Below are 14,213 nucleotides of genomic sequence, written 5' to 3'. Positions count from 1 at the left end.
TTACACAACCTTTAAATCATCTAAAATTTTCTTTATCAAATCTTCTTCAGTTACTCCATCAGTTATACCATCAAAATTTATAGCAATTCTATGTCTTAATATTGGATATGCCATAACTTGAATATCTTCAAAGGATACATTATATCTACCTTCCATAATTGCTCTTACCTTTGCACCACCAAATAAACCTTGTGCTGCTCTAGGACTTGCCCCTACTTCGATATATTTTTTTGCCATTTCATGTCCTTCTGGAAGTTCTGGATGTGTAGCTAAAATAACCTTTAAAGCATATTCTTTTACAGCATCAGCCATAGGAACTTCTCTTATTATCTCTCGAAGTTTTATTATTTCTTCTCCATCTATAATAGGCCTTATTTCTACCTCTTCATTTGAAAGAGTTAAGTCCATAATTTCTTTTAATTCATCTAATGTAGGAAATTCAACCTTAACCTTAAATTGAAATCTATCAAGTTGAGCCTCTGGTAATGGATATGTTCCCTCTTGCTCCACTGGATTTTGTGTTGCCAGCACCATAAACGGCTTTGGTAAAGTATATGTTGTCTTACCTACTGTTACAGATTTTTCACCCATAGCTTCTAATAAAGCTGACTGTGTCTTTGGCGTTGCTCTATTTATTTCATCAGCCAATAAAAGATTTGTAAACACTGGTCCTTTTTCAAACTTAAACTCTGTTCTATCATTTTCCTTAGAAACAACATTAGTTCCAACAACATCAGCAGGCATAAGATCTGGTGTAAATTGAATCCTTGAGAAATCTAAATTTAATACCCTTGCTATTGTTTTTACTAATTGAGTTTTCCCAAGCCCCGGCATACCCTCTAATAAAACATTCCCACCTGAAAATATAGCAATTAGAACTTGTCTCACTATTTCCCTTTGACCAATTATACCTTTCCCAATCTCCTCCTCACACTGTTGCAACCTATCTGCAATCTCCTTTATCATATCCTCATTTATCTTCATAATATCACTCCTATTTCAATTCACATTTCAATCAATTCACATTTCGCAATTATGGTTAATTTCCCCTGACAGGAAAATATTTTAGTCCTTCGGACGGCAGTTTTCAATTCAGGCAATTCAATCAATTTTCATTTCACAATTGTAGTTAATAGATGTGTTTAGTTCGTATATTAAACTATTATACTTAAATGTTGTTTTTCACAAATTAATAGTTCCTAGTCCATGCTACATGAAAGTGCAACTTTCATTAGCCCCCTGTAATAGTTTTATATAGAATACAACTTCCTTAAGAAAACTAATCTATTCTATACTCCAAGCTAAACACTTATATTTTAAGAAATTCCCCAAAGGAATTTCATCCATACCTGTGCCATGTGCCCTGATACCTGTGCCATGTCTTATCTTAGTCCCTCAAAATAATCCTTGATTACGCCTTTCAAACTATCTGGCATCGTTGAACTATCTAAATTATTTAATGCTTCGTCACTATAATCTTCAACATATTTAGTGTAACTGTCCTTACTACCACTAGTATTGATTCCATTTTCAGTAGTGATATTTTGTGTATTTCCATCTTCATTTTTTCCCCCTGATAAGTTACTATCACTGCCTACTTCTCTACCTGGTATATAAATTTCCTCTGAAGACTTTGTAGTATCAACTTTTTCATTTCCATTTTTACTTCCAGTATTCCAACCTGCTCCATTTCCTGATCCATTTCCACTGCCATTTCCTGATCCATTACCAGAACCATTTCCTGATCCATCACCTTCTCCATCACCAGATCCAGAACCATTGCCATTACCACTTTCTGATTTATTACTACCACTACTTTTTGATTTCATTGATGCAAGTGCTCCTGATAGATCATTCTCATTTATCTCTCCATCCATAACTCCATCGGATGCACTATTTAATGCTTCCTTAAGTTCATCACTATTTACTGCTGATGCTGCTTCTGAAAAACTATTACTTAACTTACTTTTTTCAACATCACTAAGGCTATCTAGTGATTTATTTAAATTACTCACAGCTTCTGATATTTTTTCTTTGTCCCCAGTTTCTAAAGCATCTAATAATTTCTTACCTTCTTCTGTCTTCATTAAATTATTCTTTACTTCATTCTCATCTTTTTGAGCTTCCTTTTTCATATTCTCTTTAGCTTCTTTTAATAAGTTATCTTTTATTTTATCTATATCTTTTTTTCCTTCTTCTGATTTAAGATTATCCTTTAAAGTTTCTAACTTTTTTTCTAATCTTTCATTAGCTTTATCTAATTCTTCTTTCTTATCACTTTCTTTTATTTGATCCTTTGCCTTATCTAACACATCCTTTAGTTCTTTCTTTTCTTCCTCAGTAAGATTCTTTAACTGATCAATCTTATTTTCCTCTTTATTAATTTCCTCTATCATATCTTTCTTTATTTTATTTAACTCTCTAATCTTATTACCTTTTTCAGTAGCTGAAGTAGTTATAAAAGACATCAAAATACATACTACTATAAGTACTACAGCTAACATCGCTTCTTTTTTAGGGAACTTTATCGGAAGTTTATCCTTTGTATTAAATTCTCTTACTGCAACTAACGTATCTTCTCTTTGTGCTTTTGCAAAATCATCTTCCCTATCTCTTAACTCTAAATATGTAGTTACCCTCTCCTTTAACCCCTTAGAATCAACTATTAGTGCTACCTGCTTCCTTCTATACCTTCTTATAAAAGAATAGCCTATGGAAAGCATCACTAAAACAATGATACTTCCATAAGCTAACTCAACCCTAAAAGGCATAGGCAAAAATAGTGATAAACCTATTATCAAAATAGAAATACCTAAAGCAATATTTACACTAATTACTAAATTTCTTATGAAAAAATTTACCCCTATCTTTATTGAGGCTTTTTTTATAAATTTATCTATTTCTTTTTCTAAAGCCTTCACACCATTCACCCTTTATTTCTTATTTTTTAATTATCTTCTTTCTATTTAATGGATTTAACTTATATGCTGATAGCAATACTAGTATACCTGTTATTACTAATTGAACTGCTATAGAAATCAATACTGCATAATCACTATACGGAATAAAATCTATATTCCCAATCACTCCAAATTGTGTTCCTCCTAATTGATCTATTAACATTGATATAAAACCAATAATAGGACTTAAGTAACAAAATATAGGTAGATTAACATCACTTACCCCAGTAGAAACATTATTCTTAGCTGATATAACCATCCATATTGCTGCTATTATTAAAATAGCAATAAATATAAATAACGTAACCCCATAGGTTATCGCTGTAGCTGCCTTTGATGTTTTAATAACTGTTGAAATAAATAACCCAATAGCACCTACAAAGAAAGTAGTAACTATAAAAAATAAACTTAAAGAAACGATATTTCCTACATTAACCCCACCAATAAAAAACGTTATTGCATATACAGGCATAGTGGCAATTATCATTATTACAACTTTACTTACAGATGATATAAGTTTTCCAACAACTATAGATAACGGACTCATACTAGTAGATAACAATATATCTAAAGTTTGCTTTTCTCTCTCCGAACATATAGCTGTTGATGTTAGCGCTGGAACAATAAAAAGTAATAAAATTGCTTCAATAAAGGCTATACTTATGTATATAAATATGTTTCCTGATAAATCTATTCCTCTTGCAATAGCATCACCAATATTTATCTTAAATAAAATTACACCTCCTAATGATAGCAAAGCTATAAAAACTAATATCATCATAGAAAATCTAATATTTCTAGTAGCAAGTCTTCCCTCATTTTTTAACACTGGATTTATTCTCATATCTCTTCCCCCTAACTTTCAATATTCTCAGTTAACTTTATAAATAAATCTTCAAGATTTCCTTCAGACTTATTAAACGAAGTAACTTTTATATTTCTATTAATCAAGGTTCTAAGAACTTCGGCTGCTTCAGCTTCATCACCACTTAAACTAGCAGTAATTTTATTTTTATCAAAAGTAACTTTACCTATAGTAGGAATCTCTTTTAATACCTTTATAGCTTCTTCTACTCCATCTATTACTGTAATAAACAAAGGATTATTTCCTTTTGCTTCTTCCATAATCTCTTCTACAGTACCTTGGCATACCATTTTACCTCTTTCTATAATACCTATATTAGTACATATCTCACCAAGCTCTGATAATATATGAGAACTTACTATTATAGTTTTGTCCATTTCTCTTAAATTCTTTAATATATTCTTCATCTCAAATCTAGCTCGAGGATCCATTCCAGAAGCAGGTTCATCAAGTATAAGTAACTTTGGATTATGCATAAGGCATCTAGCTAAACAAAGTCTTTGTTTCATACCTCTAGATAATCCATCAACATAAGATTCTGATTTATCCTTAAGATTTACCAATTCTAGCAAATCCATCCCAATTTTTTTTCCTTCACTATAACTTAAACCATAGATAGATCCATAAAACTCTAAATACTCTATAGCTTTTAAATTATCATAAACTCCAAAGAAATCTGGCATATATCCAATTTTCTCTTTTAGTTCCTTATTTCTTTTTATAGCATCTATACCATCTACATAAACTTCACCACTATCAGGAGTTAATAATCCTGATACTATCTTCATTGTAGTACTTTTCCCTGCACCATTAGGGCCAATAAAGCCAAATATCTCACCTTTATTTATCGTAAGGTCTAAACCATTTAATGCTTTAAAATCTCCATATGTCTTTTCCAATCCTTTAATAGACAGCATTATTTCTCCCTCCCTGATACAGATATTTGTGGAATAGTCATTCCTTCTTCTTGATTAGCAATTATTCTCACTCTTATAGTATTATCTTTTAAATAACTCTTAAAATCACTAATGTCGCATATTTTACCAGTTTTCAATTCAAATTTATCATATTTACTTGTATTATTATTGTAAATCTCAATTTCTTCATTATTATTATAAGAATAATTACTACTTGGTATAGAAAAACCTATGTTTTGTACATTTACATTATTATCTATATTGTAGTCCATTTCAATTGTCCCATTTCCCCAAATTACTGATCCTCTATCAATACTTATACCTTGACTCATAGTGACAATATCCATATTGAAATATCCTGCTGGATAATTTAAGTTCCCATTTTCGTCCTTAAATTCTATATCTACTTGTCCTATCATTGTGGTTATATCATATTTAGATAATTTCTTCTTATCAAAATTGAAACCATAATCTATTTCCTTATCAGTAATAGCAATATAATATACACCACTATTGTCTAATTCCTGAGATAACGAAGTTAGTATTTGCGAGTTAATAAATAGATTCTTATACTTATTATCATTTCTATTCCCCATATAATAATCATTAGTCATATCATATGAATACTGTTCAAGGCCGCCATTATAACTACTTTTCATTTTATTTATTTCAATTTCCTTGCCCTCATCCATTTCTCCTAAATCCCATATACTACTTCCAGAGATAACAAATAATTTTTCAATATTACATCCTAAATTATTTTTAATAGTTCCTGATATACCGTCATTTACATAGTTAAGCTTTGTTTCTAATTTACCTACCGATTCTTCTCTACCAATTATCGAAAAGTTTCTAAGGTTTAATGCTCCATTATCTTTAAATTCATAAAATGCCTTTTCATTTTTATATATTGTCTTTACACCTAATTTTGTTGGCTCACTACTTGTATCCCCATAATATCCATAATTATTGGTAACATAATCAAGACTTGTCCCTTCTACCTCTTCCACAAGTAAATCATCTTTACTTTTATTAGCTATACCTATATTTCCTTTAACTGTACCAATTCCATCTTCATCTACATTTATTATATTTACTTGATTAAGTATAATATCCTTAAATCTAGTAGAACTTCCTAAACCGTATATTGCTACTGTAAATACTATAGATAGTACTGGTATCGCTATCCATAAATACTCGTTTTTCTTAATTTTTTTCAAAATAAGATATGCTCCTAGTCCAATCACTAATACATAAATAAAGAATACTACAACAATTAATGTAAAATTTATTTCTTTATTCATTGGAATATTATTTGAAGAACTATTGTAATAATATCCTCCATACATCTGATAATTTTCAAGTTCTTTACTTAAATCTTCAATTAAGATTTTTTGCCAAATTTCCTTATTTCCATGAAATGATGTTATTGGTTCTGTTCCTAAATCAAAAGTAGCTACATATATACGTCCTTTTTCCTTCTTTACAGAATAAATTAATGTATCACTATCAGATTCTAATTCTTTATTAGAATTATTAATATTTAAATTAGCAACTGTAGTTACTAGATTATTACCTAATATATTTATACTTTTATCTTCTTTACCACCTACTGTTAAATCTAATAGTCGATTACTTATTCCATTTACAGTTTTACTTGCATTTACTCCAGTCCCTATAATTAAGGTCCCACCATTCTTAACCCAATTCTCTAAATTTTTATAATGAATTTCTTGTAGTTTTGAAATAGAAAAATTATTTATTACTATCACATCTAGTGCTTCAAAGTTTCCAATATTACCACCTAATTGATCTAGTGATAATGGAACATTAGTAACCTTTCCAGTTCCTACATCTCCAAATTTATTATTATCATATTCAAAATTCATATCGCTAAGATAACTTATTCCATTAAAATCATCAGTCAATGTACCCATAAATAAGTCATAATCTAATACTCTGCCTGAATCAATTAATATTTTTTTCTTTGCTACTTCCTTATCTTTTTCCAGAAATACTACTGTAGCTTTTTTATTTTCTTCTCCTAAATTTATTGGTATTGTTATATGTTCTGTTTTCCCATTGCCTAAAACTACTTCTTTAGCATAGGCATCATATGTATCACCATAATCAGAATTTACCCTTATTTCAACAGTTCCTTTAATATCTTTTTCTGTAGTATTGCTAACCTCAACATTTATAGGAATAGAGGATGACCCTTTATATTTTCCTTCAATTCCATAAGTTGCATTAATCTCCACCTTAGAACTTTTACTTGCTTTTGCATCATAAGGTCTAAAGATTGTACACAAAATGATTATTGTCATAGTTAGTAATGATAATTTTTTAAACCACTTCCCCATTCTGTTCCTCCTATAAGGTTTTTTCTAAATTATAGCATAAATAAATGTTTTTCAGATTATTGTACGTTGTTTGTAAGAATTTCTTAAGAAATTAACTAGTATATTCATAATAAAAAATAAACTGTTGAAAAACTAACTAAAAATCAGTTTTTCAACAGTCCATATACCTTATTAAAAAATTACTCTATTCTTAACTTATCGTAATATACATCAAGGTTTTATGCAGAATATACTACAAGTCCATCATTATCAAATACTGAATATCCTTTACCTTTATTTTTGTCACATAATTCTATAGCGTTATCTAATTCTTTAAATGCGCCTATTTGGCTCGATTCATCTGACCATTTCTTTCTTACTCTATACATTGTTACAGACTTTGGATATACTTTCTTTCCATTACCGTTAAATACTGAATATCCTTTATGTTCATCGCATTTTTTTATGGCATTTGCAAGTACACTATAAGCTCCTACTTGACTTGACTCATCTGCCCAACTCTTTCTTACTCTATATACGTTGTCATTACTATTCCCGTTATATTCCTTTTTAACCATATTTACAAACCTACTCCATCCCATGTCTAAAGTTCTATGAGGACAATATTTATTACTAAAATCTTGATGTTTTTTAACTGCTGATGTAGTCCATCCATATTTCTTTAATAACTGAGCAGTTACCTTTGCTGCATTTTTTTCTGCTTTTATAAACTTGTCTCCTCCACTCTTTGAATAACAAATCTCAATTGATATATACTTTCTATTTCCTTTACCCTTTGAACCATCTCCAGCATGCCAGGTATTTCTATTAAATGGAATTGCTTGAATAGCCTTGCTATTATCAATTGCTATATGAAAACTTACTGAATTGTTATTACTTTTCATATAGTTTATTTCACTTTGAGCACTAGCATCATTAGCAGTATTATGTATGCATATACCTATAGGCTCCATACTATATGGGCACTTTACCTTATATTTATCTGAATCTATTAATTGTTGTTCTATTTTCATAAAAAATACTCCTTATTTTTTCTTTTGAATTAGCTAATTCATTATATATAAAGAATTTAAAAATCATTTTGTAAACATTATTTATATACATCCATTATTAATAAATAAAAAAACTGCCTCATAAATTAATGAAACAGTTTTTATTATTAATTATTCTATATTTCTTTTAAGGATTTAGTCTAATAACCCATATTCCAATAAAATCTCTTCTAATCTTTCTTGTGTCATAGGTTTTGGAATTACAAATGAGTCATTTTCTTCTATCTTTCTTGCAAGTTCTCTATATTCATCACTTTGATTAGCTTCTGGATCAAAGTCAATTACTGTCTTCTTTCTAATTTCTGCTCTTTGAACAACATTGTCTCTTGGTACAAAATGAATAAGTTGTGTACCTAGTTCTTTTGCAAAAGCTTCTAAAAGTTCTAATTCTCTATCTACATTTCTACTATTACATATAATTCCACCAAGTCTTACGCCACCTTTATTGGCATATTTTCTAATACCTTTTGAAATATTATTTGCAGCATATAGTGCCATCATTTCTCCTGATGCTACTATATAGATTTCTTGAGCCTTTCCTTCTCTAATAGGCATTGCAAATCCACCACAAACAACATCACCTAATACATCATAAAAAACATAATCTAATTCTTCTGTATATGCTCCTAATCTTTCAAGCATACCTATAGAAGTGATTATTCCTCTTCCTGCACAACCTACTCCTGGCTCTGGTCCACCAGATTCAACACACTTTGTTCCACCATAACCAATTTTCATTATTGAATCTAATTCAATATCTTCCCCTTCATCTCTTAATGTATCAAGTACAGTTTTTTGAGCTAATCCACCTAATAATAATCTTGTAGAATCTGCCTTAGGATCACATCCTACTACCATTACTTTTTTACCTAATTCAGCAAGCCCAGCTGTTAAATTTTGTGTTGTAGTAGACTTACCGATTCCTCCTTTTCCATAAATCGCAATTTGTCTTAATTTTTTTTCAGCCATTATTGTCATCTCCTTATAATTTTTATGCACTGGCACTTATTGCAGTGGTATATATTTTTTCAAGTAAGCTTAAGGCACCTCTATATCCTATATAACTTCTTGATATAACTACTTCATAAGATGCTGGAAAACCAACCTCAACAATATGTCCTTTTAACTCTTTAGCTGTATCTCTTTCCCAGGTTGTCCCAAATATAATCGGTGGTTTATGTCCAAAATCCGTTTCCTTTAATAATTTATTTACTATATATCCATCTTCAACAAAATCTACTGTAGTAGATACATCATCAGATAATGTTTCATATTCCTTTGCTATACTAGCTCTATATTTTTCTGGTGTATTATCAGTTATTATTTGTCTTCCTGGTATTAATCCTAATTGATTTACTAAAAATTTATTTAATGCTAAATTATAAGCGCTATCACCTACAACTGCATACTTAGCAGGTAACCCCCACCAATATTCTGCATAGAAATCAGCAAAATGTTCTAAATAATAATAATATTCTTTTTCTTCCTTTTTAATAAATTCTTCAGCCTTTGTATTATCTATACCAGCAAATTCTACAACTTCGCGAATAAACCTTGTTGTTTCCTTTGCTCCAATTGGTACTACTGGTATATGCAAAAATTCTTGATCATATTTTTTCTTTAGATGTTTTGCAATATCAAGACCTAACCATGGAGATAAAACTAAATTAAATTGAGCCTTAGGAATAGTCTTCCACTCCTCTACTCCACCTGAACCTGACCCAAATAATATATTGACCTTTAATCCTACACCTTCTAATATTCTTTTAATCTCTACTAAATCACCACGCCAAAATGTATCTTGAAAAGGCAGTAGTGACCATACATTAACTAACCCTTTTTCTTTATCTTTGTCTTCTGCAAATTTATCAACATATTGATCAATAATTGCTTTTACCACTAATTCATGACCAATATAATTATTTCCTTTAAATCCTCCTGTTTCCGCATATACTATAGGTATATCATCTTTTTGAAATTCTCCAACTACAGAACCTACATCATCACCAACTAATTCTCCTATACATCCATTAAGCACTACAAATAAATCCGCATCCATAATCTTAAGCGTTGATTTTATAAGTCCTCTAAGTTTATTTTCTCCTCCAAATACAACTTCATTTTCACCGGCATTTAAGCTAGGAGCCACAGCACCACCGCTATAACCCCCACCTTGAAAGCCATTATAAAAAGCAATACTTGTAAACTGTTTATCTCCACAACCTGGTCCACAATGAGTTATTGGCATAGCTCCTGGTATAGCTGCAACACTATATAAAGCACCAATTGCACATCCATATCTAACTTGATTAATAGAATTAGTTTGTCCATTTTTATCTTTAATAATTGCCATACACTTATACCCCCTTATAACGCCTCTTCAACATTCTTTTTATAATCATCTTTATAATCTTCTATAAGTTCAGGATGCTTTGCTAAAATATATGGGTCTTTTTGATCAAGCCACCACTTTTTATAAGGTAATTTAACATGTTCCTTTAAATCATTATGGAATTTCTTATGCGCAAGAACATCTAAAATTGCCTCTCCTAAATTAATAATTCCTTGATATCCTATAGCTATATGCTCATCACCAAGTGGTGCTGCTGGTATACCAAGTCTTGATGCTAATGGTGCTAATCCATTATGTCTAATAAGCATAAAATCAGGCTTTACTTCTTTTAAGAAACCATAAAGTTGAAATTGTTGTCTATTACTAACGTTGAAAGAAGGTACATCACCATAATTATTAATAAGATGACTCAACGAATCTTGCTTAGGATCACCACTATCATAAACAGGATCATGATGGAAAACTAAAGAACCATTAACTTCTATACCAAGTTCTCTTAATACAACTATGAGACCATGAGCATAAGCTGAACCCGTAGCTACATATCCTTTTACTCCCTTAAGTTTTTCTCTTAACTCCGCAATTCTAGGTGCAACTCTCTTATGTTCTCTTTCTATATACGCCTCTGCTAATTCTTCTCTATGTGTTACTTTTGCTATTTCTCTAAGCCAAGCATCTGTACCTTTAAATCCATAAGGTTGTGGTGCCTTTACCTCTGGAACACCAAATTCTTGCTCTAATGCTGCAGCCATATATGAAGATAATGTATAACAAAATCCAACTGTTGCTGCTGCTTCTGAAAGCATTGCTAAATCATCTACTGTGGCTAAATCTACTACGTAATTTACTCTAAGATTTAATTCCTTTAACATTGGAGTAAATACATCTGATCCCCAAAGATTTATTACATTAACTAAATCCTCTTGTTTTTTAGGATTCTTTTTTACAATTTGTCTTAATATTCCATGTTGTGTGGCATCAAATCCAGTACTCCAGTGTTTAGATCTAAAGCCTTCACATTGAAGTGGTATAACTGGTATCCCAAGCTCACTCTCCATCTCAACTGCTACACTTTCAATATCTTCTCCTATAATACCAGTAGCACATGCTGTAGATACAAATATTGCCTTCGGATTATATCTCTCAAAAGCATCATTTATAGATTGTTTTAATTTATCTAGTGCTCCAAAAACCATATCACTTTCTTGAAGATTGGTACAAATTATTCTTATATTTTCAACATCATGATTTCTAAGCTTTAATCCATTTCTATATATTGAATTATAAGGTACTTGTCCAGCTGCACAACCTATTGGTGCGTGTTGAATAAGAACAGCATCTCTTACGTTTCCAGCCTGACACTCTACCATCTGCTCACTACAAACTGATCCTTGACTAAAAGGGCCTTTTACTTCACAAAGTTTGCATCCAGAACCTCTACCTTTACAGCCAGAACCTCTCCTTTCATAAGCTGATTGTGCTGCTAAATCTGATGCTTTACCATCCCAAGCAATGATTGTACCCAATCGTTGTTCACGACTTTCAACTTCTGTAATATCAAGATTAATCTTGCTCACCCTAACATCCCCTTTAATTTAATTTCTAAGAATCTCCTCCTATAGCATCAGCTTTTAATATTGCCTCTTCTATAACAGTTTTATTTTCTTGATTTTATTTCTTTTATATAATCTCCTGAGTTTTTCAGTATTCCCCATTGATTTTCATATTTATTAGGTGTTTTTATTGCAGTCATTACTTTACCCCCTTGAAAATCAGATTAACTCGTTTTGATAATTTTTCTAAAACCTCATCAATAAAACCCGGAATTTCTAAAGCCACTAACCCCCTCTCTCCTATATACTTTTCTGCAGCATATCCAATTTGACTAACTATAACTATCTGACAATCCTTTAATAACTCTATTGTAGAATTAAAATCAGATTCCTCATGACTTCCACCATTACAAATAGCCTTAGTATCTCTTTCCTCTATAAAAGAAAAAGTTTTATCTGCTATTTCGTAAATATAAAATTTCTCTGCTCTTCCAAAATGCCTATTTACTAACTTTCCATCACTACTTGCTACTGCTACGTTATATTTCACTTTCATCACCCCTTTAGATTTTCTTAGAAAGCCGGTATAACTGAGCCATCATATTTTTCTTTAATAAATTCTCTTACTTCACCACTTTGTACAGTCTCAGCTAATTTCCTAAATTTTACGCATTCTCTCATTTTACTATAGACTTACTAGGTTTTAATTCAGTTTAAATCTCTTCTTATTAATTTTTTTAGCTATTACATCACCAATCAATTGTATCCCTTGTACTAAAATTACTAAAATAATAATAGTAACAATCATATAATCTGTTTGAAATCTTTGATAACCATATCTTATTGCCACGCTTCCAAGTCCACCAGCCCCTATAGAACCTGCTAAAGCTGTACATCCTATTATAGAAATAATACTAAGAGTATAGCCTCTTATTAAAGAAGGTAATCCTTCTGGTATCAACACCTTGGATATAATTTGAATTGGATTAGCTCCCATAGCTATAGCCGCCTCGATTTTTCCATAGTCTACTTCTTTTAAGCTACTCTCAACAACTCTACTTAAGAATGGTATCATTCCTATAGTTATAGGTATTACTGCCGCTTCTTTTCCTATTGTTGTACCAACTATTAATCTTGATAATGGTAATGCAATTATTATCAATATAATAGTAGGAAAAGATCTTAATATATTAACTATTGTTCCTATTGCCTTATTTATTTGAGGCGAAGATAATATATTATTCTTCTGTGTAGTAACTAAAACTATGCCTAGCAAAGTACCTAATATAATCGTAGCAATACTTACTATCACTACCATATACATTGTTTCTTCTAATGCTTTAAGAATAACTTCACTTAATTGACTCATATTCCATCACCACCTACTGTTACTGTACAATTCTGCAGTTGTTTTGTAATATTAAGAAAAAGCTTTGCTGTATCACTAGTAGGATTTGCAAAGAATGATTCCACATCTCTATTCTCTATTATCTTTCCATCTTCTAATACTGCTACATTGTTGCAACAATATTTTATAACTTCTAATTCATGGGTAATTAAAATAATAGTTAGTCCTAATTTCTTATTTATATCTTTTAATAATTTCAAAATAGAATACGTTGTTTGTGGATCTAATGCTGATGTAGCTTCATCACTTAATAATACATCTGGATCATTAGCTAAAGCTCTGGCAATACCAACTCTTTGTTTTTGTCCTCCACTTAACTGTGCTGGATACGCATTTCTCTTATCAGTAAGCTCAACTAATTTTAATAACTCCTCAACCCTATCTTTTATTTTATTTTTAGGATATTTAGCTATTTCTAATGGAAAAGCTATATTTTCAAATACAGTTCTAGAATCTAGTAAATTAAATTGTTGAAATATCATTCCTATCTTTTTTCTAGCACTTCGTAATTCTTTATTACTTAATGAAGATATTTCTTTATTTCCTATATAAACTTCTCCACCATCTGGTGACTCAAGGCAATTTAAACATCTAATTAATGTTGATTTTCCTGCTCCACTGAAGCCTATTATTCCAAAGATATCTCCTTTTTCTATATTTAAATTTACATCTTTTAGTACATCTACTTTTCCAAATGGAGTATTGAAGGTTTTTGTAATATTTCTTATACTTATCATTATCC

The 14,213-nt window shown here is 30.6% G+C and carries 12 protein-coding genes; all 12 read right to left on the bottom strand.

Features of this window, described 5'->3' with window-relative positions; translation table 11 throughout:
* Positions 1 to 984 carry an AAA family ATPase gene (locus tag CM240_RS01550; protein ID WP_044035932.1) on the bottom strand — a complete coding sequence of 328 codons (984 nt, stop codon included), beginning with the start codon at positions 982 to 984 and terminating at the stop codon, positions 1 to 3.
* Between the two features lie 398 nt (positions 985 to 1,382).
* Positions 1,383 to 2,921: a coiled-coil domain-containing protein gene (locus CM240_RS01545; protein WP_044035931.1), complete on the bottom strand. Its 1,539-nt coding sequence runs from the start codon at positions 2,919 to 2,921 to the stop codon at positions 1,383 to 1,385.
* A gap of 19 nt (positions 2,922 to 2,940) precedes the next feature.
* Entirely contained in the window at positions 2,941 to 3,804 is an 864-nt protein-coding gene (locus CM240_RS01540) for an ABC transporter permease (protein ID WP_044035930.1), read from the bottom strand.
* An 11-nt stretch (positions 3,805 to 3,815) separates the two neighbouring features.
* Complete coding sequence (locus CM240_RS01535) at positions 3,816 to 4,742, bottom strand: ABC transporter ATP-binding protein (RefSeq protein ID WP_044035929.1); 927 nt, start codon at positions 4,740 to 4,742, stop codon at positions 3,816 to 3,818.
* On the bottom strand, positions 4,742 to 7,105 hold the full coding sequence (locus CM240_RS01530; RefSeq protein WP_044035928.1) for a hypothetical protein: 2,364 nt from the start codon (positions 7,103 to 7,105) through the stop codon (positions 4,742 to 4,744). The genes CM240_RS01535 and CM240_RS01530 overlap by 1 nt, the downstream gene beginning before the upstream one ends.
* 218 nt (positions 7,106 to 7,323) lie before the next feature.
* Positions 7,324 to 8,118: a peptidoglycan recognition protein family protein gene (locus tag CM240_RS16675; RefSeq protein ID WP_051483625.1), complete on the bottom strand. Its 795-nt coding sequence runs from the start codon at positions 8,116 to 8,118 to the stop codon at positions 7,324 to 7,326.
* Between the two features lie 174 nt (positions 8,119 to 8,292).
* A complete protein-coding gene (gene nifH / locus CM240_RS01520; RefSeq protein ID WP_044035927.1) occupies positions 8,293 to 9,126 on the bottom strand; it encodes a nitrogenase iron protein in 834 nt (277 codons plus the stop codon).
* 22 nt (positions 9,127 to 9,148) lie between these two features.
* A complete protein-coding gene (locus CM240_RS01515; protein WP_044035926.1) occupies positions 9,149 to 10,510 on the bottom strand; it encodes a nitrogenase component 1 in 1,362 nt (453 codons plus the stop codon).
* A 14-nt stretch (positions 10,511 to 10,524) separates the two neighbouring features.
* Positions 10,525 to 12,087, bottom strand: coding sequence for a nitrogenase component 1 (locus CM240_RS01510; protein ID WP_044035925.1), 1,563 nt, complete (start codon positions 12,085 to 12,087; stop codon positions 10,525 to 10,527).
* Positions 12,088 to 12,262: 175 nt separating this feature from the next.
* Positions 12,263 to 12,613, bottom strand: a complete 351-nt coding sequence (locus CM240_RS01505) for a NifB/NifX family molybdenum-iron cluster-binding protein (RefSeq protein WP_044035924.1) — start codon at positions 12,611 to 12,613, stop codon at positions 12,263 to 12,265.
* A gap of 153 nt (positions 12,614 to 12,766) precedes the next feature.
* Positions 12,767 to 13,432 carry a methionine ABC transporter permease gene (locus CM240_RS01500; protein ID WP_044035923.1) on the bottom strand — a complete coding sequence of 222 codons (666 nt, stop codon included), beginning with the start codon at positions 13,430 to 13,432 and terminating at the stop codon, positions 12,767 to 12,769.
* Positions 13,429 to 14,208 (bottom strand): methionine ABC transporter ATP-binding protein, encoded by a 780-nt coding sequence (locus tag CM240_RS01495; protein WP_044035922.1) that lies wholly within the window; start codon positions 14,206 to 14,208, stop codon positions 13,429 to 13,431. The genes CM240_RS01500 and CM240_RS01495 overlap by 4 nt, the downstream gene beginning before the upstream one ends.
* Positions 14,209 to 14,213: the final 5 nt, after the last annotated feature.

The sequence above is a fragment of the Clostridium bornimense genome (assembly GCF_000577895.1).
GTDB classification, from domain to species: domain Bacteria; phylum Bacillota; class Clostridia; order Clostridiales; family Clostridiaceae; genus Clostridium_AN; species Clostridium_AN bornimense.
This window is presented reverse-complemented; position numbering and strand designations above follow the sequence as displayed.

What these genes read in the sequence shown, in the direction of transcription:
- CM240_RS01550 (WP_044035932.1), bottom strand. Translation starts at nt 984, where the DNA reads ATGAAGATAAATGAGGATATGATAAAGGAGATTGCAGATAGGTTGCAA.
- CM240_RS01540 (WP_044035930.1), bottom strand. Translation starts at nt 3,804, where the DNA reads ATGAGAATAAATCCAGTGTTAAAAAATGAGGGAAGACTTGCTACTAGA.
- CM240_RS01535 (WP_044035929.1), bottom strand. Translation starts at nt 4,742, where the DNA reads ATGCTGTCTATTAAAGGATTGGAAAAGACATATGGAGATTTTAAAGCA.
- CM240_RS01530 (WP_044035928.1), bottom strand. Translation starts at nt 7,105, where the DNA reads ATGGGGAAGTGGTTTAAAAAATTATCATTACTAACTATGACAATAATC.
- CM240_RS16675 (WP_051483625.1), bottom strand. Translation starts at nt 8,118, where the DNA reads ATGAAAATAGAACAACAATTAATAGATTCAGATAAATATAAGGTAAAG.
- nifH (WP_044035927.1), bottom strand. Translation starts at nt 9,126, where the DNA reads ATGGCTGAAAAAAAATTAAGACAAATTGCGATTTATGGAAAAGGAGGA.
- CM240_RS01515 (WP_044035926.1), bottom strand. Translation starts at nt 10,510, where the DNA reads ATGGCAATTATTAAAGATAAAAATGGACAAACTAATTCTATTAATCAA.
- CM240_RS01500 (WP_044035923.1), bottom strand. Translation starts at nt 13,432, where the DNA reads ATGAGTCAATTAAGTGAAGTTATTCTTAAAGCATTAGAAGAAACAATG.
- CM240_RS01495 (WP_044035922.1), bottom strand. Translation starts at nt 14,208, where the DNA reads ATGATAAGTATAAGAAATATTACAAAAACCTTCAATACTCCATTTGGA.